Below are 20,658 nucleotides of genomic sequence, written 5' to 3'. Positions count from 1 at the left end.
GACAGGAATGCTCAAGAATATCGACCCGGCTCTAAACGCGGATGTGCTGCATGCCCTGCGCTCGATGGGGCATGCCGACACACTGGTGATTTCCGACACGAATTTCCCGTCGGATGCGATTGCCCGCCAGACGACGCTCGGCAAATTGCTGCACATCGACAATGTCTCGGCCGCCCGGGCGATGAGGGCCGTGCTTTCGGTTCTCCCGCTCGACACGCCGCTTCAGCCCTCGGTCGGTCGGATGGAAGTGATGGGAGCACCCGGCGAGATCCCGCCGGTCCAGGGCGAGGTACAGGCCGAGATCGACCGTGCCGAGGGAAAACCGGCGCCCATGTACGGCATCGAGCGTTTCGCTTTCTACGAAGCTGCCAAGAAAGCCTATTGCGTCATTACAACGGGCGAAACCCGTTTCTACGGCTGCTTCCTTCTCACGAAGGGTGTCATTCCTCCGGAGTCGGACTGAAAACACAATCGGCTGAAGGTACATGCCAGCAGGACGCTGGTGGAACCGCGTCTTTGCTGGAATACTGTCTTCGTTTCGAGGATGGGAGCCGACCATGATGGAGCTGAATCTTACGAGCCGGCATACGGGCGCCACCGCCGTGGTGGGGCGAACGGGTTTCCCGAATGTGGCCTCGATGTCGGGCGGGGTGCTCGACGTCGTCACCAGCCCGTCGCAGCCGGGCTTCGATCCGCTCGACCTTCTCTATGCTTCGCTTGCGAGTTGTCTTGTCCTCGGCGCTCGTGACGCTGCAAGCCGATTCGGCGTCCTCGACCGGCTGGACGAGGTCTCTGCCAGGGTCACCGGCGAGAAGGCCCACGATGAGCCCTCTCGCATTGCGCGCTTCGATATCGAGTTGACCATCAAGGGCGAACTCGATGATGTGGTTCGTCAAGCCATCGCCGTGGCGGCGGAAAACGAGATCTGCACGATCAGCAATAGCCTGCGGGGCAACCCCGAATTCGTGAGCAGGGTTTCGGGCTGAACGGGGAAGAGGGCGTCCCACGGCATTCCGACAAAACAAAAGGTGAGCAGGACGTCGGCGAAGCCGCGCAATCTGCTTGGGAAACAAACCATGGAGGGAACAGATTTGATTCCGGCTGCCGTCTTCGAGTTCAATTCGGTCATTGTCCGTGAACCTTCGCTCAGCGTCGTCAATGGGTTGCGTGCGGAGGATCGCGGCAGCCCAACTTACGAGGGCGTCAAGGCGGAGCACGAAGCCTATATCGAGGCGATGCGCGGTGCCGGCGCAAAGGTCACCGTCCTGCCGCCGCTCCCCGCTTTCCCCGACTCCGTTTTCGTCGAGGATCCGGCGCTTGTTTTCTCGGAAGGCGCAATCCTCCTGCGACCGGGCGCTCCGACGCGCCTGAAGGAGGTCGACGCGATAGCGCCGACCCTGCACGACATGTTCGATGTGGTTCTCAGACTAGCGGACGGTTATGCGGACGGCGGCGATGTGCTGACAACGGCGCGTGGGGTCATGATCGGCCTTTCCGCCCGCACTGACAGGGTCGGCGCCGAGGCGCTCAAGGCCAGTCTCGAAAAGCTTGGTCGCAAGAGCGAGGTCGTCGCGACGCCCGAGGGCGTGCTGCATTTCAAGACCGATTGCTCGCTCCTCGACGAGGAGACGGTACTTACGACCAGCCGCCTCACGCGTTCGGGCGTATTCAAGGCATTCCGGCAGATGATCGTTCCGGAGGGCGAGGAGGCGGCGGCGAATGCGCTCCGCGTCAACGATGTCGTCATGGTCGGTTCGGATTTTCCGCGCACGATCGAGATGCTCGACAACGCGGGCTATCGGGTCGCGCCGTTGAAGACCACGGATATCGGCAAGATCGATGCCGGGCTCTCCTGCATGTCGTTGCGGTGGTTCAATGACAAGATGTGAGTGTGCGCCGTTCATGCATCCGGCAGGGTGAAGACGGCGCAGGGGGATGAGATGCCGCGCAGCGCATGCTCGCCGAGCGGCAGCAGCGGCGTGGCTGTTTCGGCGGCGACCGCCCCCGAAATCAGCACCGATCGGCCGAGAGGCCGGCACAGGCCCTCCAGCCGGCTGACAAGGTTGACCGCGGGGCCGATGGCGGTGAAATCCAGCCGGTCTACCGCGCCGATATTCCCCCACAGGATATCGCCGAGATGCAGCGCCGTGCCATAGGGGAGCGGCGGCAGGCCCCGCGCCTGCCGCCGCTCATCGAGATGGGCCATGCCGGCGCGGGCGGCGACGACCGCACGCAATGCCGCCTCGCAGGCTTCGGCCGGCCCATGCGTGACGGGGAAGATTGCCAGCACGCCATCGCCGATAAACTTCAATACCTCGCCGCCGAAAGCATGTATCGCTCCGGCGACCCGGTCGAACCAGGCGTCGAGGTCGGCGATCATCGCAGCCGGTTCGCTCGCCTCCGAAAGGGCGGTGAAGTTGCGCATGTCGGCGTAAAGCAGGGCGGCCCGGATCATCTCTCCCGTGCCGCGGTTGAGCGCGCCGGCTTGCACCCGGGCGGCACTGCGCTTTCCGAGATAGGCCTCCAGCAGCCCCGTCAGTGCCGCCCGCTCGGTCAAGGCGGCCAAGGGCGCTGCGGCAAAGCGCGCGGCCTGGCGCAATTGACCGGCTTCGGCAGGGGCGAATGGTCGTGTTCCGGCCCAGCCCAGAACCGGCCCGTCCGGCGTCCGGCCGATCGCAACCTCCTCAACCGGACCAAGCCCGGTCAGCCAGTTTCGCCCATCCTCAGTGGGTAGAGCACCGGCAAAGCCGAGCGCCTCGATGACCGCCCCGGTCTCCGCCCGCCACAGCCAGGTGCGGCGGGCAATGATCGGATGCGGCACCGCCAGCGTCAGGGCCCCGCCGGCCAAAGGAAGTCCGTCGGCCAATAGTCGTTCGCCGAGCTCGGCCAGAAACCGGTCGGGGCCGATCGAGCCACTGGCCTCGTCCAGGAGCCAGGCGAGAGGTGCGGGCAGATCCATGCCGGCGATCATAGCGTGACGGGCACAGGCCTGTCATCCGCGCGAGGTGGTGGAGCGTTCGGCTCCGGCGGTCTGGATCGATGCGGGTTTCGCTGCGGAGCTCGGCGCGGCGCCTGCTGCCCGTCTCCTTAAATTGACCTCGTTTTTAGGACAATGACAGGCAACAAATCGAAGCGCTGCAGCGACCATCACAGGTCAGGTCGGCTGAAGTCGTTCATTGCCGTCATCACCATAGGGGGAGACCGATGCAAGAAGCCCTCGTCGTCCGCCGCGAGACGCACATTCCGGCGCCGCCCGCCGCGGTGTTCGCCCTGCTGACCGATCCGGAGAAGATCCTGCGTTGGATGGGAACGGAGGCCGAGGTCGAGCCGCATCCCGGCGGTCTCTATCTCGTTAATGTTACCGGCGCACGCTGTGCCCGTGGCTCCTTCCGCGAAGTGGTGCCGGTGCACCGGCTGGTATACAGCTTCGGCTGGGACGACAGCGATATCGTGCCGCCGGCCTCGAGCCTGGTCGAGATCGACCTCGTCGAGCAGCCGGACGGCACACTTTTGCGCCTGACCCATTCGGGCCTGCCCACTGCCGAGCAATGCGCCGGTCATGCGGAAGGCTGGGCCCATTATCTCGACCGGCTGGCCGAGGTCGCTGCTGGACGCGATCCCGGCCCGGACCCCTGGCACGGTCGGACCGGCAGGGAATGATCGGGCCGATGCGCTAAAGCGCGTCGCGTTTAATCGTGTTCGTGCAACGCGCTTTAGTTTGTTTTCATGCACGTCGTTGTCCAAAACCGCTGCATACCTTTGGGCGACGTGCACTAGGTCGCCGGCGAAAGCTCGCCCAACACCGTCGGGATCAGCTCCGTGACTGTCGGGTGGATGTGCATGGCCCGTTTGATCGTGGTGTAGGGCTCCTTTGCATACATCACGTCAAGCACGCTGTGGACCGCCTCGTCGCCGCCGGTTCCGAGAATGGCGGCCCCGAGGATCTCCTCGGTGTCGGCGTCGACAATCACCTTCATAAACCCTTCCGTCTCGCCTTTCTCGACCGCGCGGGCGACCCGCGTCATCGGCCTCGTGCCGATCAGCAGCTTACGGCCGCTCTTGCGAGCCTCGCTCTCCGTCATGCCGGCCCGGCCAAGCGGCGGATCGATGTAGAGCGCATAGGTCTGGATGCGATCGCTGACTTTGCGCGGGTCGTTGTCGAGGAGGTTGGCCGCGACGATCTCGAAATCGTTATAGGCAGTGTGGGTGAAAACGCCGCGGCCATTGCAGTCGCCCAGCGCGAAGATATGCGGCACATTGGTTTGCAGGACGTCATCGACCTCGATATAGCCGCGCTCATCGGTCTTGACCCCTGCCTTGTCGAGGCGGAGATCGTCGGTGTTGGGGCGGCGGCCGGTGGCCAGCAGCACGTCCGAGCCGACGACTTCCGGCGCGCCCGAGGTGCAGTCGACGCCCGCGGAAATGCCGTCTGCCTGTTTGGCGAAGCGGATGCATTCCGCATTGAGGCGGATATGGATGCCCTCCTTCTCGAGAATGGCACGGATTGCGTCGGAGACCTCCGGGTCTTCCCGCGAAATCAGGCGCGGCCCCTTCTCGATGACGGTGACGTCGGATCCGAAGCGGCGGAACATTTGCGCGAATTCCAGCCCGACATAGCTGCCGCCGATGATGACGAGATGTTTCGGCAGATGATTGAGCTCCATGAGCGAGCTGTTGGTGAGATAGGGGATGTCGTTGATGCCGGGGAGATCGGGGACCGCGGCGCGGCCACCGACATTCAAGAAGATCCGCTCGCCGGAAATTTCTTCGTCGGCGACGCGCATTTCTCGCGGGCCCTCGAATTGCGCATGGCCTTCAAAGACGGTGCAGTTCGTCATGCCCTTGAGCCATTTCTCCACGCTGGAGCGGGAATCGAGCCGGATCTTATCTTTTCGCGCCATCACGCGGTCGAAGTCCACGGACACGGGCGCGGTCGTCATCCCGTACTCCGCGCCGCGTCGGGCCGTATGGATCGCATAGGCGCTGGCGACCATGGCCTTGGTCGGCGTGCAGCCGGTATTGACGCAGGTGCCGCCGAAGAACTTGCGCTCGACGAGCGCCACGGTTTTGCCGGCTTCCGTCAGCCGGCCGGCGAGGGACGGCCCGGCCTGGCCGGCGCCGACGATGATTGCGTCGAAATGCGTGCTCATGACGATACCACCCAGAATGCCAGGAGAATGGCGACCAGATCTTCGAGGAGGGCGACGGGGAGGTCCCTGCCTCCAAGCCTCGCAGCCAGGCGCTTGCGGAACTCAAAGCCGCCGAACGTACCAATGACGGCGCCGATCACGCCGGCAACCGCGCCGCCAAAGAGTGAGCCGTCGACGGTGGCCATCGCCGCCCCGCAGAAGCCGCCGCTCACGATCCGCGCCCCGAACTGCTGCGGAACCGTGCGGCTCGGCGTGTTCGGGAGCTGGTCGGTGACATATTCGATAATAGCGAGAAGGCCGAACATGTAGGGTGCAAAGCGGAACCCCATGAAGGCGGCCCAGCTATTGGCAAGGGGCAGCCAGCCGGCCGTTGCCGCGATACTCACGGCCGCCGGTGCTGTCATCGTACGAAGACCCGCCACAATGCCGATGAGAAGAGCAAGAGTATAGAGCATCTTTGAGCCTCCACGCGGGCTTCGAGCGGACCATGCGAACGCTTCAGAAATTGCGTGGCTTTTCAGCCGTCCCGTATCATGCTTGCCTTGCAAGAGCAGGAATGGACCGGCTCGTTGCGGCCGGGAGATCGCCGCGACGGCGGACCCCGCAAGAGTGACCGACTTCAACGGCGTTTGCAACCTTGCTGAAGGGGGGATCGTCGGGCAAATTCAACCTCAGGTCCGGAGGGGAAGCTTACTCTATTTTTCGCCGAACGCTGACCTATATGGCAGCTCGAACGGACGCAGCCGAGAATCCATAATCAACACCGTGGGATCAAATCGAGGGAGACAATCATGCGCCTGACTTTGGTGAAAACGCTTATCGGTACTGCTCTAGCCCTTGCGCTCACCTCCGCCGCGGCCAAGTCCGACGTCGTGGTCTCCTCCAAGATCGACACGGAGGGCGGCGTGCTCGGCAATATCATTCTCGCCGTCTTGAATGCCAATGGCATCGAGACGACGGACCGTGTCCAACTCGGCGCCACGCCCGTCGTGCGCAAGGCGATCACCGCGGGCGAGATCGACATCTATCCGGAATATACCGGTAACGCCGCCTTCTTCTTCGAGAAGGCGGACGACCCGATCTGGAAGGATGCAGCCAAGGCGTATGAAGAGGCCAAGAAGCTCGACTATGAAGCCAACAAGATCGTCTGGCTGACGCCGTCGCCGGCCAACAACACCTGGGCGATCGCACTGCGCAAGGAGGTTGCCGACGAGAACAACCTCAAGACCCTGTCGGACTTCGGTAAATATGTGAGCGAAGGTGGCGAGGTCGTGCTTGCAGCCTCCGCCGAATTCGTGAACTCGGCCGCCGCGTTACCCGCCTTTCAGACCGCCTACAATTTCACGCTGAAGCCGGAACAGCTCATCACGCTTTCGGGCGGCGATACGGCGGCGACGATTTCGGCGGCCGCGAACCAGACGAACGGCGCCAATGCGGCAATGGTCTACGGCACCGACGGCGGCATCGCCCCCTCGGGCCTCGTCGTTCTCGAGGACGACAAGAACGTGCAGCCGGTCTATCAGCCGGCGCCGATCATTCGCGAAGCGGTCCTGAAGGAGAACCCGGAAATCGAGACGCTCCTGAAACCCGTGTTCGAGAAGCTCGATCTGGTGACGCTGCAGGAACTCAATGGCCGCGTGCAGGTCGGCGGCGAGCCCGCCAAAGCTGTCGCAGAGGATTTTCTGAAGAAGAACGGTTTCCTGAAGTAATACCAAGTCTCGATGATAGGATCATAGTGGTGAAAATCTGATGCTTGGTACCGAGTGCGAATTACCTGTTCCGACCCATTGCGGACCTCGCTAGCATTCAGTCAGAACGGCCGGCTCCCGAACCGGAAACGGCTATTGACCGCGACCGCGCATTTCGCGGACATTTGCACCCGCGCTTTACTTTAGTTCTCGCCGCGACAGGCGAAGATCCGAGGCTGCGCGCGGCGAACCGACCGGGGGCCACAGGCTAGCCGGAGCCGCCTTCGACGGCCACGAACGTCAGTCTGACGGAAGCTCGCGGTCGAACCGGCGCCGAAGCCTGTACCGCAGGCCCGCAAAACCGACCGCTACTTTAGGTAGGCGCGCAGAACATCGATCAGTTCGGCAGCGCCCTCGTCGCGTTCCTTCTGGGATAGCCCCTCGGCGGCGACGTGCATCAGGACATGGTCCTCGATCACCTCGCCCATGAGGCCGTTGACGGCGCCACGCACCCCGGCGAGCACCTGCATGACTTCGGCGCAGTCCTTCTCGTCGATGAGCATACGCTCGACAGCCTCCATCTGGCCGCGAATGCGGCGCACGCGATTAATCAGCTTTTGTTTTTCGCGGATGGTGTGGCTCATGTGCAGTTCCTTGTCGCCCCGGTTTAAGCCGCGCGAGCTTCAATCTCGACGGTCACATGCGACAAATCCTGAATAGCTGCAAGCTTATCCCGATAATAGGAGGGCGCACGGGGCTTGTCCGTTACGATCGAAACGATGGCGCCGTGATGGCCCGGTCCGAGTTGCCATACGTGCAGATCAACGATGTCCGCACCTTCGCGCGTGATGATCCCCTCGATTTCGTCCGGCAGGTCCTCGTCTTCCGGAATGTAGTCGATCAGCACCGAGCCGGCATCGCGAATGAGCCCCCATGACCAGCGCGCGATGACCAAGCCGCCGACGATGCCCATGGCGGGGTCCAGCCAGGTCCAACCATAAAGGCTACCACAGGCCAGCCCTGCGATCGCCAGTACCGACGTCAGTGCATCGGCCAGGACATGGAGATAGGCTGCCCGAAGGTTCTTGTCCTCGCCCGCATGGTCATGATGCGTGTGATGACCGGGATCGTGCCCGTGGTGGTGATGATCGTCTTTCAGAAGCCATGCGCAAAGGAGATTGACAGCCAAACCCACGACAGCAACGGAAATCGCTTCATTGAAGTCGATGGCGACAGGACTTCTGAGACGCATGAGGCTTTCCCAGCCGATCAGCAGAGCAATCAGGGCGAGCACGACGGCGCTGGCAAAGCCGGCAAGATCACCGAGCTTGCCGGTGCCAAAAGAAAAACGCCGGTTATGGGCGTGTTTGCGAGCATAGAGGTAGGCGAGCGCCGTAATAAGCAGGGCGGCGGCATGTGTCGACATGTGCCAACCATCGGCCACAAGCGCCATCGACCCAAACAGGTTTCCTGCGACGATCTCCACCACCATCATAGTGGCGGTGATGGCAATGACGAGCCAGGTCCGCCGCTCGTTGCGAGCGTGGCTGTCGCCGAGGAAAAGATGATCATGAGCCGCGTTGAGCGCCCGACTGGACTCGTGGCGATGGCCGTGATCCTGGCTGTGAGGGTCGGAATGACCATGCAGGTTGCGGGATGGCATCATGAAGTTCCCAAACTACCCGGATAATGATATAGGGGGATATACTATCATGGACGACAGAGGGCAACGCCTGTCTGCTGAATGCAAGCTAAGAATGCCCGTGACGAATGCCGTCGTCGGTGTCTGATCAAGCCGCCGACGAGAATGCTGCGGCAATTGCTCCCAGCTGGGCGGAAAGCGTACATAGAACAGTTTGCTCAGCAGCTACCCGAGTGTTTGGGTCACGATCACGGCGGGGATGAACAACTGGGCAGGAGCATCGCCGACTACTGCTAAGCCGAGGCCGAGAGACAAGGGGTTGGTTTGTTGCGCGGGAGCTGGCCCAGGTTCAGCACCCTTCGCTACCAATCAGGTTTGACACGCGGTTAGAGGATTGGTGTTGAAATTGGTGTCAATGTAGATCAATTTGGTTGCGGAAAATATTTGGCGAGGGCCCATGAGCGCGGTCTTGAAGGATTTCATCGAGGCGGAAGGTCTGGAGCCGGGGGACCGGTTACCGCCTGAGCGCGACCTAGCGCTCAAACTCGGGCTGCCGCGCACCGCACTTCGACGGATGCTTGCTTCTCTGGAGAAGGAGGGCCGGCTCATCAGGCATGTGGGCAGGGGAACATTCATCGCCGGCAGCGGGGTTACCTCGACGGCGCTGCGTCGCCCGCCAGGCAGCACGGGAGATGCGTTGCGCACCTATCCGGCCGAAGTTTTCGAGGTTCGGCTGATCATGGAGCCCAAGATCGCGGCGTTGGCGGCGTTACGGGCTACCAGGCAGGAGATCGACGAAATGCAGAAGTCGATCGATCGGGGCAGCGCGGCGGAAACCCTGGTCGAATTCGAGAAATGGGACGCTGTCTTTCACCGCATCATTGTCGGAGCCGCCCGCAATGGTCTTCTCGCCTCGCTCTATGAAGGCATTCACACGGTACGGGCGGGAAACCTGTGGGGGAAAATGAAGGAGCAGTCCCTAACCCCTGAGCGCATGAAGGCCTATATCGCAAAGCATCAGGCCACTCTTGACGCCATCAAAGATCGCGACAGCAGAGAGGCCGAGCGAAACATGTACGACCACATTGTCGAAGCCAGAACAAACATGCTTGGCCCGAACACCTGAGCACCTGATTTGAGCGGTCTATTTCGAGCGTGTTGTCCGTTACGGTCGACAGCGATTCGCTCGACGATGACCGCTCCGGCAAGACTGCCGCCGAGCTGCGCGAGACTGTTGCATGCGGGTGGCGCCAGAAGGTCCCGCATCCGGCAGGATGAACTCGTACAGGAAGCTCTCGCCGGGCCTGATCGGCGGCTGCGTCAGTCTGGTACCCCGCCCACGGCGTTGGGGAAGTCTGATGCCGCGGCAGAGAACACTCGTCTCCTGGTCGAGTCCTCAACCATCAGACTTGCGGGCTCACCCTGGCAGCCGCACGACTCCATTCGATTATACGTCCCGACCCTTGGTTTCCACCGATCGGGTTCAGATAAAAAGGAGACTTCCAAGTGCACCACATCGACGTCCCCGACATGACCTGGGGGCATTGCGTTAGTGCAGTGGAAAGCCGTGAAAGCCGTCGATCCGAATACCAGGTCCCGTGAGACACGGCCGCTCCCCAGGCGCACGCCTCCGAGACCCTTCGATGTCGGAGCCTCAGAGGTTTGCCTTGATCACTGCCGAGCGGCTGCTCTCGTGGTTCAGCCGATCGGCTGGGGCTCGTAGCCGGCTGTCCGAAGGGTCTCTGCGGCTGCGGCCGCGTCTCCCGCTACCGTAACCTCCCGAGACGCCAGATCAATGGAGATCTCGGTCCCCGGCATGGTCGTCGCGAAGGCCTTGCGTATCGTACCCGCGCAATGGTCGCAGGTCATGTCGGCTACCTTGAAGCGGACCCCCGAAACGGCAGGTTCGCTGGCGCTGGAAGCATGATGCTGATGTTCTCCGCACATAAATTTCATCTCCTGGGTAATCATTGATGCACACGCATCCTGCCGTTTCCAACGGTTGGAAGGTCAAGAACTTTTTTCACCCTTATGCGGCCGAAATAAATTTTTTTGGGGGCTTGACCTTCCGACCGTTGTAAGCCTTACAAACAGATGCAGTCGATTTTTCGGAGGAGCAACATGAGCCCGGCGACTGCTACAAATCCTGCTCTTCTCGGCATCTATGTCGAAGGAATGAGCTGCGCTTCCTGCGTCAATCGAATCGAGAAGGCTATTCGAACCGTACCTGGTGTGAAGTCCGCCGCCGTGAACCTGGCGACGGATCGCGCCGATGTGGCGTTCGCAGGCCCGGCGGATTTGGGTGCCATTTTAAAGGCGGTTCAGAACGCCGGCTATTCCACGAAAACGGACAGCATAGAACTCGCAGTCGAAGGCGCTACGTGCGCCTCCTGCGTCAATCGCATTGAAGCGGCGCTAAGAAGGGTGCCGGGTGTCCTCGACGCCACGATGAACCTTGCCACCGAGAGGGCCTTCCTGCACGTGGTTAGCGGCGCTGCCAGTATCCAGGACCTGATGGCGGCCGTCGAGCGGGCGGGTTACACCGCCCGGGCAGTCGCTGCCGAAAACCCCGAGGATGCACAGGCAGAGGCTCGCGATCGCGAGGCGCGCAGTCTCGCGGGTGCCTTGAGCCTCTCGGCCGTGTTGACGCTTCCCATTTTCGTGCTTGAGATGGGGTCGCATTTCGTGCCGGCGATCCATGACTTTGTCATGACCAGTATTGGCATGCAGGAGAGCTGGTATTTGCAGTTCCTGCTGGCGACGATCGTGCTCTTCGGACCCGGCCTCCGCTTCTTCCGCAAGGGCGTGCCCGCTCTCTTGCGTGGGGCCCCCGACATGAACAGCCTCGTGGCCCTCGGCACGGCAGCGGCATGGAGCTACTCCGTCGTCGCCACCTTCGCATCTTCGCTCCTGCCCAACGGCACGGCCAATATTTATTACGAGGCTGCTGCGGTGATCGTTACCCTCATCCTGCTCGGCCGCTATCTGGAAAACCGCGCCAAGGGCCGCACTTCGGAAGCGATCAAGCGCCTCGTCGGCCTGCAGGCCAAGACTGCCAGAGTTGTGCGCGATGGCGAGACGGTCGAGGTCCCGCTCGATCAGGTGCAGATGGGAGACCTCATTCTCGTGCGACCGGGCGACAAGGTGCCAGTCGATGGCGAGGTGGTGGACGGCTCGTCCTATGTCGACGAATCGATGATCACCGGAGAGCCCGTGCCCGTTGCAAAGGGCTTGGGGGCAAGCGTGGTCGGCGGCACGATTAATAAGACAGGCGCCTTCACCTTCCGCGCCACCAAGGTCGGCGCCGATACGGTGCTCGCCCAGATCATCCGCATGGTTGAGCAGGCGCAGGGCGCCAAGTTGCCGATCCAGGCGCTTGTCGACAAGGTCACGGCATGGTTCGTTCCGGCAGTGATGCTGGCAGCCGCCGCCACCTTCCTCGTCTGGCTTTTCTTTGGTCCGACGCCGGCGCTCAGCTTCGCGCTCGTTAACGCGGTGGCCGTGCTCATCATCGCCTGCCCGTGCGCCATGGGCCTTGCTACTCCAACCTCCATCATGGTCGGTATGGGTCGCGCCGCCGAAATGGGTATTCTTTTCCGCAAGGGCGAGGCGCTCCAAACGCTTAAAAGCGCTGATGTGATCGCCATGGACAAGACAGGCACCCTGACCAAGGGCCGTCCCGAACTCACGGATCTCATCCCCGCCGGGGGGTTCGACAGGGACGAGGTGCTAGCCGCTGTGGCCGCCGTCGAGACACGGTCGGAGCACCCCATCGGAGAAGCCATCATCGCGGCGGCGAACCGTGCAGGTCTTACTCTGCCTGAAGTGGAAGGGTTCGACGCCATTCCCGGATTCGGCGCCAAGGCGCTGGTGTCGGGACGCACCGTCCAGGTGGGCGCTGACCGGCTGATGACGAAACTCGGCCTCGATGTCTCAGCCTTCGCAGGCGAAGTCAATCGGCTTGGCGATGAAGGCAAGAGCCCGCTGTTCGCGGCCATCGACGGCAAGATCGCCGCGGTGATCGCCGTATCGGACCCGATCAAGCAGACAACCGTCGAGGCCGTCAACGCGCTGCACAAGCTCGGGCTTAGAGTTGCGATGATCACCGGCGATAACCGAAAAACCGCCGAGGCGATTGCTCGCCGGCTGAAGATCGACGAGGTGGTGGCCGAGGTGCTTCCGGACGGAAAAGTCCAGGCGCTGGAAAACTTGCGCGCCGCTGACCGCAAGGTGGCGTTCGTGGGGGACGGCATCAACGATGCCCCTGCTTTGGCGGCCGCTGATGTCGGCATTGCTATCGGCACGGGGACCGACGTGGCCATCGAAAGTGCCAATGTCGTGCTGATGTCCGGCGATTTGCGCGGCGTGCCGAATGCCATCGCCCTTTCGAAGGCGACGATCCGCAACATCAAGGAGAACCTGTTCTGGGCCTTCGCCTATAACACAGTGCTAGTACCCGTTGCGGCCGGAGCGCTGTTTCCCGCCTATGGGCTGCTGCTCTCGCCCATGATCGCAGCCGGCGCGATGGCGCTGTCCAGTGTCTTTGTCTTGGGCAACGCGCTGCGGCTCAAGCGCTTCCGGGCTCCCATGAAATTCGACGCAGTGCAGGCTGACGTGAATGGCCGCCTCGCGGCAGCGCAATAGCAATGGGCAAGGGAGGAGTACTCGTGGGAAAGTCAGTCCATATCCGCCAGGTGGACCGGGAGATTGCGGTAGCGGACGAGCGCACCATCCTGGAAGCGGCCCTGGAGCAGGGTATCGCCTATCCCCATGGCTGCCGCTCAGGTCGCTGCGGCTCCTGCAAGTCGCGCCTGATAACAGGTGAGGTTGAGTTGTTGCCGCACACGCCCTTCGCTCTGACGCCCGAAGAGCGGGCCATGGGGCTGATCCTTGCCTGCCGGGCGCAGCCGAAGACGGACGCGACGGTCGCCTGGCTGGGCAGAGAGGAAGACCGGGCGGACCATCCGGTTGAGACGTTCCAGGCACGAGTCATTTCGCTGGACAACGCCACGCATGATATAAAGCGCGTGAGGATCATGCCGGAAAGCGGCCTGCCGCTCTCCTTCAGCGCAGGGCAATATGCGCAGCTTTCCTTTCCGGGAGCGCCGACGCGTGACTATTCCATGGCAAACAGGCCTGGCGAAAGGGAACTCGAGTTCCACATACGCCGCATCCCCAATGGCGCGGCAAGCGAACGGGTAGCCAGCACGCTGGCCGTCGGAGACGAGGTGACGGTGCGCGGCCCCTTTGGGAGCGCTTTCCTGCGCCACCGCCATACCGGGCCGATATTGGCCGTTGCCGGCGGGTCCGGCATGGCGCCGATGAAGGCTGTCGTGGAGACGGCGCTGAACCACGGATTCCGCCAGCCTATCCGCTTGTACTTCGGCGTGCGCCAGGAGCGGGACCTCTATCTGGTCGATCACTTCGCGGCCGCTTGCGAGCGCCATCCGAACCTGACCTTTATTCCGGTTCTTTCGCAGGTCGAGCGCTCCGCTGCTTACCGCACGGGCACCGTTACCCAAGCCATTGCGGAGGATCTGCAGGATCTCGATGGTTGGCAAGCCTACATGGCGGGCCCGCCGGCAATGACCGACAGCGCGACACCGATCCTGCTCGAACGCGGACTTCAGCGCGACGAACTTCATGTCGATGTGTTTTTCACACCGGAAGCGGCGTTCGAGCCGGAGCAGAAACTGGAGGATGTGAAATGAATATCGGTGATGTTTCCCGAGAGTCGGGCGTTTCCACAAAGATGATCCGCTACTATGAAGAGATCGGGCTCATTCCGGCCGCTCATAGGACTGAGGCGGGCTACCGCATCTACTGCGAGAAGGATGTGCACAAGCTGCGCTTTATCCGGCGGGCGCGGGATCTCGGCTTCTCCGTGACGCAACTGACCGAGTTGCTGGCCCTTTGGTCGGATGGCCATCGCGCCAGCGCAGACGTCAAGCGTATAGCCCGCCAGCACATCGCGGAACTGGAACACAAGGTCCAGGAACTCCGGGCGATGACAGACGCACTGAAACACCTGGCCGAACATTGTCATGGCGACCACCGCCCGGAGTGTCCGATCCTCGAGGACTTGGCCGGCGCGATTGAGGTTGAAGCCAGGCACATGGACCTCACGCGCTTTGGGGCGGGCGGTGTCGACCCCGTGCGCCGAAAGAAAGAAATCCTGTGAGCGGCCGCTAGGGAAAAGAGTTGGAGACGAGAATGCCAGACCTCTCACGTCGTCAGTTTCTCACTTCCTGCGCCGCCGCCGCTATGGCTGTAGCCAGTCCGTCATTGCTGGTCCCCGCGCGCCACGCTTCCGCAGCGCCGGCAACGTCGATCAGGGCCGGAACCAGAACGATCGAGGTCAACGGCCGGGCCGCCACGGTTTACGGTCTGATGCAGGCTAACGGCACGCACGGGCTTATCGCGGAGGCAGGCGGTCCATTCAGGGTGCGGTTGGAAAACGGGCTCGACGAGGAGACGCTGATTCATTGGCACGGGCTTACCCCTCCGTGGAAGCAAGACGGTGTTCCGAATGTCTCTCAGGCGCTGCTTTCCCCCGGCGCCGCGCACGACTATGACTTCTTGCTGAAGCAGGCCGGCACCAACTGGATGCACTCCCATCACGGTCTGCAGGAACAGCGCCTGCTTGCCGCCCCGCTTGTCGTGCGCGACCCGGCCGAAGCTCGGGAAGACGTGCAGGAAGTGGTCGTGCTCTTCCACGACTTCACCTTCCGCGATCCGGCCGAGGTGCTGGCCGGCTTGCAGGGTGGCGGGCAGGCTGCCCAAGCAGCTGCCCAAGCACAGGCTGCGCCCATGGATCATGCCGCAATGGGCCACGCCGCGATGGGTCATGGGGCTCCGGCGCCCGCAGCAGGCGGGCATTCTGGCGGAGGTGGTGTAGCTGCGCCCGCAGGTGCGCACCTGAACGACGTCGAATACGACGCATTCCTCGCCAATGACCGTACGCTTGACGATCCCGAAGTCTTCCGGGTGGAGCGCGGTGGGCGGGTGCGCCTACGGCTGATCAACGGCGCTGCCGCGACTAACTTCTGGATCGACCTTGGCGGGCTCGAGGGGCGGCTGATCGCGGTCGACGGAATGCCGGTCGAGCCGGTCCGCGGACGGCGTTTCGAATTCGCCATCGCGCAACGCCTCGATATCGCGCTGGAATTGCCGAAGAACGAAGGCGCATGGCCGATCTTTGCCATCCGCGAGGGAGAGCGTGCGCGCACCGGTTTCATACTGGCCACCTCGGCCGGCGCCGTAGAACGGACCGGCGGAGAGACAGACGAAGCCGCCGACGCGGTAGGGCTCGCCCTCGAAGGAAAGCTGCGCGCTGTGCAGCCACTGGCGGGACGACCGGCCGACCGCGAGCACACGGTCACCATCACCGAGGCGCCCGGCTATGTCTGGATGCTGAACGGCAAGAGGAGCGGCGAAGACGCACCGCTCTCTGTGTCCGAGGGAGAGCGCGTCGAGATCACCTTCCGCGATCAGACCACGATGGCGCACCCCATGCATCTGCACGGCCATCACTTTCAGGTGGTCGCCATCAACGGCAAGCGGATCGCGGGAGCGGTGCGCGACACCGTGCTCGTCCCGTCGCAGGGCAGCGTGACAGTCGCTTTCGATGCAATGAACCCAGGCAAGTGGCCGCTTCACTGCCACCACCTCTACCATATGACTGGAGGAATGATGACCACGGTTGAGTATCAAACCTAGGTTCTTCTACCACTTTCCAGGTGCGTTTATGTTAATTCAGTATCTCGATGAATATTTCTCGGGAGGTTGTTACACTTGGTATTCGGACTATGCTTCGAATACCCGAAAAATGTCTTAGAAACGATAGCAAATGCTTTTAGTGTTCGTAATTTAGCATATTCTTCTTTTTGAAATGCAGTACACTTTATTTGACCGAAGTGACGAGAGATGAAGGAATGAACGGAAGCGAAGGTCCAGTGTGACCTTTGCGACAGCCAACCGCGGTGGGGAGCGCAATAAGCCAGAGGGGGCAGGCGCTCGCCGGAAATGGGAGGACTGAGATGTCCGCATCTTGTTCGAGCTCTGCAGAAGTGGAGCCTCGGCGGAGCTTAGACTCCCTCTGCACGGCGTCCTGTGGTGGCGAGGCGACTCGCGGCCGCGGCGCGAAAATGGGAGAACGGGCATGTGGACGACGTGGCTTCAACGTTTCTTGATCTTAGGCCTGATGCTTCTTGGCGTCTCGCTCATGGCTTTCCTCGTGCCGTATGTGAGCGGTGGCGATCCAGCGCGGACGATACTGATGTCACGGGTTCGCGACCTTGCTGTCGATCCTGCCGCCGTTGAGGCGATGCGCGTCAATTTAGGTCTCGACCGGCCACTGCCGGTGCAATATGGCGCCTGGCTGTGGCAGGCGGTCCAGGGCGATCTGGGCTATTCGTTCGCGAGCGGCAGGCCCGTTGCCTCCGAGATCGGACGGGCGCTCGGCGTGTCGATAACCTTGGCGCTGACGGCGCTCGGCATTGCCGCTGCCGTCGCCATACCGCTAGGAACCTTGGCGGCAACGCGGCCGGGCGGGAAGGTCGACAGCGCCACGACGCTGATGGTCCAGACCTTCGTGGCAACGCCGGAATATTGGCTGGCGCCGATGGGCATCCTCGTTTTCGCACTTTACCTCGGATGGCTACCGTCCGCTGGCTGGACGAGCTGGACCGCATTAGTGCTGCCGGCCACAGTGCTGTCGCTGCGCCCGATGGCCTATTTCACGCAGGTGACCCGGGCCGCCATGATGGATGTGCTACAGGCCCCTTATATCACCGCAGCGCGCAGCCGTGGCCTCAGCATGCGCCAGACGGTAATGCGCCACGGCCTGCGCAACGGCTCTTTGCCGATCGTCACCTTCTTTGCACTGTGGCTGGCCGGGCTCCTCGGCGGGTCGGTCGTGATCGAGGTTATCTTCGCGATCCCCGGCATGGGGCGGCTGCTCTATGAGGCTGTCATCAATCGCGACGTCCCGATGCTGCAAGGCGGTTTCGTGTCCATCGTGGCGCTGTCGATCCTGATCAACACAATCGCCGACATGCTCTATGTCGTGCTTAACCCGGCAGTGAGGTCCGGCCATGCGCATTGACAACACTTCACAAGGTGTGTCTGCCAGCTCGCTTGCGCCGATGCGGCTTAGGTATACGGCCGCACCGCGGCTGTGGCAGTTCCTCCGCCGGCGCCATTGGACGTTCCGCACAGGGATCGTGATCCTGGTGGCGCTCGTGATTACACTCATCCTGGCGCCGTGGATCGCTCCTTATGATCCGGCCGTGCAGAACCTGATTGCACGGCTGTCGCCGCCGAGCGCGGAGCACTGGCTGGGTACGGATCATCTCGGGCGCGACCTCTTCAGCCGCCTCCTTGTCGGCGGTCGCTTCACCGTAACCATCGCCATGGTCACAGTTTTGCTGTCTTTTGCCATTGGCACGCTGATCGGCGTCGTCGCCGGACGCGTCCAAGGCAGTCTGGTCGATGAGATATCAATGCGCGTCATCGACGTTCTGATCTCAATCCCGGACGTCGTGGTGGCAATCTTCCTGGTTGCCATTTTCGGCCCCGGCTATGCGACGCTGATCGCCTCTCTCACGGTTATCGGCTGGACACCGTTTGCGCGGCTCGCCCGCGGGCTGACCCTGGCAATCAATGCTCAGGGTTATATTAGGGCGGCGGAGGTGCTGGGATGCAGCCGGTCCTTCATCATCCTCCGCCACGTCATTCCGAACATCATCCGTCCGATCGCGGCCGTCAGCTTCCTGCGCTTCGGCCACAAGCTGATCACGGTCGGAGCGCTCTCCTTCCTCGGGCTCGGCGTACAGCCGCCAGCGGCCGACTGGGCACTGATGCTCGCCGATGCACAGCCCTATGTGGAGCGGCTGCCGATCTTGATGATCGCGCCGGGCCTGGCGATCTTCGTGGCGGCGCTCAGCGTCACCTGGATCGGGCACGGGCTGGAGATCGAAGCCAGAGATGGAGACTCAGGCGATGAATAAAAATAACGAACCGTTGCTGGTGATCGAGAACCTCAAGGTCGCCTTTCCGGGCCAATCGGCGCCGGTGATCGACGGGCTCAGCCTGACACTCGACCGTGGCGAGGTTCTGGCGCTGGTCGGCGAATCGGGCTCGGGCAAGAGCATGACGGCGCTGTCGCTCATGCGGCTGCTGCCAGCTGGCGGCGCGATTACCGGCGGGCGCATCCGCTTCGACGGCGAGGATGTCCTGTCGCTGGCTGACCGGCAGATGAATCGGTTGCGCGGCGGGCGCATGGCGATGCTGTTCCAGCAGCCACAGGCGATGCTCGATCCAACCTCGCGGGTCGGCGCCCAGATCGCCGAACCGATGCGGCTGCATCGTGGCCTCGGGTACCGGGCGGCCATGAGTCGGGTGCTCGACCTTCTGCGCGACGTTGGAATCCCTGACCCCGCGGTGCGGGCGCGGTGCTTTTCGCACGAACTCTCCGGCGGGATGGCGCAGCGCGTGATGATGGCGGCAGCACTGAGCGGCGATCCGGATATGCTGATCGCAGACGAGCCGACGACCGCGCTCGACGTCACCGTGCAGGCGCAGATCCTGCGGCTTATCGACGAGGAGAGACGCAAGCGCAACCTGGCGACGCTGCTCATCACCCACGACCTCGCCGTCGTCGCGGCGCTCGCCGACCGGGTCGCGGTTATGTATGCCGGGCGGATCGTCGAGGAGGGACCGGCGAAGGCGGTTCTCGAGTCGCCGCAACACCCGTATACGCAGGCGCTAATGCGCTGCTCATTGCTTGTTCCCGATCCAAGGGGGCAATTGCTGTCAATCCCCGGCTCGGGGACACACGCACGAGAACTGACCTGCGGCTGCCGCTTCCATCCGCGTTGCAGTGCGGCGTCGCAGCACGGCCTCACCGGCCGGTGCATGCGGTCCGAGCCGGCGCTCAAACCCGATCCGGATGGCCATGTAACGCGCTGCTGGGCCGTCGAAGCCGAAAAGGAGACGGCAGCATGAACAGCCACACGCTTTTGCAGGCCGTGACGAGGAATGCCCAGCCGCCCGCCCGCCAGGCCATTCAACCACCACTGGTGGAGGTCGAGCACCTTGCGAAGTATTACTTCCTCAGCCGGTCGTTCTCGATCAAATCGGTCGACGGTGTCTCTTTCGCTATAGGACAAGGGGAAGTGCTTGGCCTTGTCGGCGAGTCGGGCTGCGGCAAGAGTACGATCGCTCGCCTATTGACACGCCAGACAACGCCAACGAGCGGCGAGGTAAAGATAGCGGGGCATGAGATTGCCGAGGCAAGCGGGAAGGATCTGAAGCGCCTGCGCCGCACCGTGCAGCTCGTCTTCCAGGACCCGTTCGGGGCGCTCGACCCGCGTATGCGGATCGGCACGAGCATGGAGGCGCCGCTGGCGCAGCATCGCATCGGAACGCGCGAGGAGCGCCGTGTGAAAGTCATGCGCATGCTCGCGGAAGTCGGCCTGGACGAAAGCTTCTATGAACGCTACCCCAGGCAATGCTCGGGCGGACAATTGCAGCGCGTCGTCATCGGTCGGGCACTTCTCCTCGAGCCGCGCTTCCTGATCTGCGACGAGCCGACATCGGCGCTAGACGCCTCGATGCGCACGCAGATCCTCAATCTGTTGACGGATCTGAAGCGCCGCCACGGCCTGACCATGCTGATGATCTCTCACGATCTCAGGGTGGTACGCCACATCTGCGACCGCATTGCCGTGATGTATCTGGGTCGGATCGTTGAGGTCGCCGACCGTGATGCGCTCTTCAAGACGCCGCGCCACCCCTACACGAAAGCACTGATTGCCGCTTCCATGCTCGATCGGACCGGGCTCTATGCGCCGGAGATTCAGTTGCGCGGCGACCTTCCGAGCCCCCTCAACCCGCCCCGCGGCTGCCGCTTCCACACCCGCTGCGCCCACGCGCAAGCGAAGTGCTCACAGGCCGAGCCGGAATTCGAAGCGGCGAGCGAGAGCCATCAGGTACGCTGCCACTTCTGGCGGGAATTGCAGCCCGGAAAGTCACCAGAGGCGGGCCCAGCCCAAGGGAGGGCGAAATGAAGGGAGGTGCGCTGTCATGCCGAATGGCAGCGCATTGCTGGCTGCCCGTCACGTTCGACATGACGGTTACAGGTCGATACGAAACAAAATAGGAGGAGGAACAGGAA

At 62.6% G+C, this 20,658-nt stretch carries 20 protein-coding genes; 14 read left to right on the top strand and 6 right to left on the bottom strand.

Annotated elements, in window-relative coordinates; all coding sequences use genetic code 11:
* The first annotated feature begins 7 nt into the window (after positions 1 to 7).
* From EKH55_RS25825 to EKH55_RS25815, 3 genes are all read left to right on the top strand, one after another.
* Positions 8 to 463: an RbsD/FucU family protein gene (locus tag EKH55_RS25825; protein WP_151613692.1), complete on the top strand. Its 456-nt coding sequence runs from the start codon at positions 8 to 10 to the stop codon at positions 461 to 463.
* Positions 464 to 557: 94 nt separating this feature from the next.
* The gene (locus tag EKH55_RS25820; protein ID WP_151613691.1) at positions 558 to 986 is read left to right on the top strand and encodes an OsmC family protein; all 429 of its coding nucleotides are present in this window, start codon (positions 558 to 560) and stop codon (positions 984 to 986) included.
* 90 nt (positions 987 to 1,076) lie between these two features.
* Positions 1,077 to 1,889 carry a dimethylarginine dimethylaminohydrolase family protein gene (locus EKH55_RS25815; RefSeq protein WP_151613690.1) on the top strand — a complete coding sequence of 271 codons (813 nt, stop codon included), beginning with the start codon at positions 1,077 to 1,079 and terminating at the stop codon, positions 1,887 to 1,889.
* An 11-nt stretch (positions 1,890 to 1,900) separates the two neighbouring features.
* Here EKH55_RS25815 and EKH55_RS25810 read toward each other — a convergent pair whose 3' ends face one another.
* Complete coding sequence (locus EKH55_RS25810; protein WP_151613689.1) at positions 1,901 to 2,959, bottom strand: adenylate/guanylate cyclase domain-containing protein; 1,059 nt, start codon at positions 2,957 to 2,959, stop codon at positions 1,901 to 1,903.
* A gap of 245 nt (positions 2,960 to 3,204) precedes the next feature.
* On the opposite strand from EKH55_RS25810, the gene EKH55_RS25805 reads away from it, so the two are divergent.
* Entirely contained in the window at positions 3,205 to 3,660 is a 456-nt protein-coding gene (locus tag EKH55_RS25805) for an SRPBCC family protein (protein WP_151613688.1), read from the top strand.
* 113 nt (positions 3,661 to 3,773) lie between these two features.
* Here the strand turns inward: EKH55_RS25805 and EKH55_RS25800 are convergent, their stop codons facing one another.
* On the bottom strand, positions 3,774 to 5,150 hold the full coding sequence (locus tag EKH55_RS25800) for an FAD-containing oxidoreductase (protein ID WP_151613687.1): 1,377 nt from the start codon (positions 5,148 to 5,150) through the stop codon (positions 3,774 to 3,776).
* The gene (locus EKH55_RS25795; RefSeq protein WP_151613686.1) at positions 5,147 to 5,605 is read right to left on the bottom strand and encodes a DUF4126 domain-containing protein; all 459 of its coding nucleotides are present in this window, start codon (positions 5,603 to 5,605) and stop codon (positions 5,147 to 5,149) included. The genes EKH55_RS25800 and EKH55_RS25795 overlap by 4 nt, the downstream gene beginning before the upstream one ends.
* A 336-nt stretch (positions 5,606 to 5,941) precedes the next feature.
* Between EKH55_RS25795 and osmF the strand changes: the two genes are divergently transcribed.
* Entirely contained in the window at positions 5,942 to 6,859 is a 918-nt protein-coding gene (osmF, locus tag EKH55_RS25790) for a glycine betaine ABC transporter substrate-binding protein OsmF (protein WP_151613685.1), read from the top strand.
* 347 nt (positions 6,860 to 7,206) lie between these two features.
* Here the strand turns inward: osmF and EKH55_RS25780 are convergent, their stop codons facing one another.
* Together EKH55_RS25780 and dmeF are read right to left on the bottom strand one after the other, a co-directional pair.
* Positions 7,207 to 7,482: a metal/formaldehyde-sensitive transcriptional repressor gene (locus tag EKH55_RS25780; protein WP_015886866.1), complete on the bottom strand. Its 276-nt coding sequence runs from the start codon at positions 7,480 to 7,482 to the stop codon at positions 7,207 to 7,209.
* 23 nt (positions 7,483 to 7,505) lie between these two features.
* Positions 7,506 to 8,504 carry a CDF family Co(II)/Ni(II) efflux transporter DmeF gene (gene dmeF, locus EKH55_RS25775; RefSeq protein WP_151613684.1) on the bottom strand — a complete coding sequence of 333 codons (999 nt, stop codon included), beginning with the start codon at positions 8,502 to 8,504 and terminating at the stop codon, positions 7,506 to 7,508.
* 433 nt (positions 8,505 to 8,937) lie between these two features.
* Here dmeF and EKH55_RS25770 point away from each other — a divergent pair, with 433 nt between their 5' ends.
* On the top strand, positions 8,938 to 9,606 hold the full coding sequence (locus EKH55_RS25770; RefSeq protein ID WP_069456943.1) for a FadR/GntR family transcriptional regulator: 669 nt from the start codon (positions 8,938 to 8,940) through the stop codon (positions 9,604 to 9,606).
* Between the two features lie 572 nt (positions 9,607 to 10,178).
* Here the strand turns inward: EKH55_RS25770 and EKH55_RS25765 are convergent.
* Positions 10,179 to 10,427, bottom strand: coding sequence for a heavy-metal-associated domain-containing protein (locus EKH55_RS25765; RefSeq protein ID WP_069456985.1), 249 nt, complete (start codon positions 10,425 to 10,427; stop codon positions 10,179 to 10,181).
* A 174-nt stretch (positions 10,428 to 10,601) separates the two neighbouring features.
* Between EKH55_RS25765 and EKH55_RS25755 the strand changes: the two genes are divergently transcribed.
* The 8 genes from EKH55_RS25755 to EKH55_RS25720 all read left to right on the top strand — a co-directional run bounded on the left by EKH55_RS25755 (position 10,602) and on the right by EKH55_RS25720 (position 20,551).
* Positions 10,602 to 13,124 (top strand): heavy metal translocating P-type ATPase, encoded by a 2,523-nt coding sequence (locus EKH55_RS25755; RefSeq protein WP_151613683.1) that lies wholly within the window; start codon positions 10,602 to 10,604, stop codon positions 13,122 to 13,124.
* A gap of 2 nt (positions 13,125 to 13,126) precedes the next feature.
* Positions 13,127 to 14,191, top strand: a complete 1,065-nt coding sequence (locus tag EKH55_RS25750; protein ID WP_255642789.1) for a 2Fe-2S iron-sulfur cluster-binding protein — start codon at positions 13,127 to 13,129, stop codon at positions 14,189 to 14,191.
* Positions 14,188 to 14,661, top strand: a complete 474-nt coding sequence (cueR, locus tag EKH55_RS25745) for a Cu(I)-responsive transcriptional regulator (RefSeq protein ID WP_151613681.1) — start codon at positions 14,188 to 14,190, stop codon at positions 14,659 to 14,661. The genes EKH55_RS25750 and cueR overlap by 4 nt, the downstream gene beginning before the upstream one ends.
* A 32-nt stretch (positions 14,662 to 14,693) precedes the next feature.
* Positions 14,694 to 16,199 (top strand): multicopper oxidase family protein, encoded by a 1,506-nt coding sequence (locus EKH55_RS25740; protein ID WP_151613680.1) that lies wholly within the window; start codon positions 14,694 to 14,696, stop codon positions 16,197 to 16,199.
* A 442-nt stretch (positions 16,200 to 16,641) separates the two neighbouring features.
* Entirely contained in the window at positions 16,642 to 17,586 is a 945-nt protein-coding gene (locus tag EKH55_RS25735; protein ID WP_069456938.1) for an ABC transporter permease, read from the top strand.
* The gene (locus tag EKH55_RS25730) at positions 17,576 to 18,490 is read left to right on the top strand and encodes an ABC transporter permease (RefSeq protein WP_106407743.1); all 915 of its coding nucleotides are present in this window, start codon (positions 17,576 to 17,578) and stop codon (positions 18,488 to 18,490) included. The genes EKH55_RS25735 and EKH55_RS25730 overlap by 11 nt, the downstream gene beginning before the upstream one ends.
* Positions 18,483 to 19,487, top strand: a complete 1,005-nt coding sequence (locus EKH55_RS25725; protein WP_151613679.1) for an ABC transporter ATP-binding protein — start codon at positions 18,483 to 18,485, stop codon at positions 19,485 to 19,487. The genes EKH55_RS25730 and EKH55_RS25725 overlap by 8 nt, the downstream gene beginning before the upstream one ends.
* A complete protein-coding gene (locus EKH55_RS25720) occupies positions 19,484 to 20,551 on the top strand; it encodes an ABC transporter ATP-binding protein (protein ID WP_151613678.1) in 1,068 nt (355 codons plus the stop codon). The genes EKH55_RS25725 and EKH55_RS25720 overlap by 4 nt, the downstream gene beginning before the upstream one ends.
* The last annotated feature ends 107 nt before the right edge of the window (positions 20,552 to 20,658 follow it).

The organism is Sinorhizobium alkalisoli (genome assembly GCF_008932245.1).
Taxonomy (GTDB): domain Bacteria; phylum Pseudomonadota; class Alphaproteobacteria; order Rhizobiales; family Rhizobiaceae; genus Sinorhizobium; species Sinorhizobium alkalisoli.
This window is presented reverse-complemented; position numbering and strand designations above follow the sequence as displayed.

What these genes read in the sequence shown, in the direction of transcription:
- EKH55_RS25825 (WP_151613692.1), top strand. Translation starts at nt 8, where the DNA reads ATGCTCAAGAATATCGACCCGGCTCTAAACGCGGATGTGCTGCATGCC.
- EKH55_RS25820 (WP_151613691.1), top strand. Translation starts at nt 558, where the DNA reads ATGATGGAGCTGAATCTTACGAGCCGGCATACGGGCGCCACCGCCGTG.
- EKH55_RS25815 (WP_151613690.1), top strand. Translation starts at nt 1,077, where the DNA reads ATGGAGGGAACAGATTTGATTCCGGCTGCCGTCTTCGAGTTCAATTCG.
- EKH55_RS25810 (WP_151613689.1), bottom strand. Translation starts at nt 2,959, where the DNA reads ATGGATCTGCCCGCACCTCTCGCCTGGCTCCTGGACGAGGCCAGTGGC.
- EKH55_RS25805 (WP_151613688.1), top strand. Translation starts at nt 3,205, where the DNA reads ATGCAAGAAGCCCTCGTCGTCCGCCGCGAGACGCACATTCCGGCGCCG.
- EKH55_RS25800 (WP_151613687.1), bottom strand. Translation starts at nt 5,150, where the DNA reads ATGAGCACGCATTTCGACGCAATCATCGTCGGCGCCGGCCAGGCCGGG.
- EKH55_RS25795 (WP_151613686.1), bottom strand. Translation starts at nt 5,605, where the DNA reads ATGCTCTATACTCTTGCTCTTCTCATCGGCATTGTGGCGGGTCTTCGT.
- osmF (WP_151613685.1), top strand. Translation starts at nt 5,942, where the DNA reads ATGCGCCTGACTTTGGTGAAAACGCTTATCGGTACTGCTCTAGCCCTT.
- EKH55_RS25780 (WP_015886866.1), bottom strand. Translation starts at nt 7,482, where the DNA reads ATGAGCCACACCATCCGCGAAAAACAAAAGCTGATTAATCGCGTGCGC.
- dmeF (WP_151613684.1), bottom strand. Translation starts at nt 8,504, where the DNA reads ATGATGCCATCCCGCAACCTGCATGGTCATTCCGACCCTCACAGCCAG.
- EKH55_RS25770 (WP_069456943.1), top strand. Translation starts at nt 8,938, where the DNA reads ATGAGCGCGGTCTTGAAGGATTTCATCGAGGCGGAAGGTCTGGAGCCG.
- EKH55_RS25765 (WP_069456985.1), bottom strand. Translation starts at nt 10,427, where the DNA reads ATGTGCGGAGAACATCAGCATCATGCTTCCAGCGCCAGCGAACCTGCC.
- EKH55_RS25755 (WP_151613683.1), top strand. Translation starts at nt 10,602, where the DNA reads ATGAGCCCGGCGACTGCTACAAATCCTGCTCTTCTCGGCATCTATGTC.
- EKH55_RS25750 (WP_255642789.1), top strand. Translation starts at nt 13,127, where the DNA reads ATGGGCAAGGGAGGAGTACTCGTGGGAAAGTCAGTCCATATCCGCCAG.
- cueR (WP_151613681.1), top strand. Translation starts at nt 14,188, where the DNA reads ATGAATATCGGTGATGTTTCCCGAGAGTCGGGCGTTTCCACAAAGATG.
- EKH55_RS25740 (WP_151613680.1), top strand. Translation starts at nt 14,694, where the DNA reads ATGCCAGACCTCTCACGTCGTCAGTTTCTCACTTCCTGCGCCGCCGCC.
- EKH55_RS25735 (WP_069456938.1), top strand. Translation starts at nt 16,642, where the DNA reads ATGTGGACGACGTGGCTTCAACGTTTCTTGATCTTAGGCCTGATGCTT.
- EKH55_RS25730 (WP_106407743.1), top strand. Translation starts at nt 17,576, where the DNA reads ATGCGCATTGACAACACTTCACAAGGTGTGTCTGCCAGCTCGCTTGCG.
- EKH55_RS25725 (WP_151613679.1), top strand. Translation starts at nt 18,483, where the DNA reads ATGAATAAAAATAACGAACCGTTGCTGGTGATCGAGAACCTCAAGGTC.
- EKH55_RS25720 (WP_151613678.1), top strand. Translation starts at nt 19,484, where the DNA reads ATGAACAGCCACACGCTTTTGCAGGCCGTGACGAGGAATGCCCAGCCG.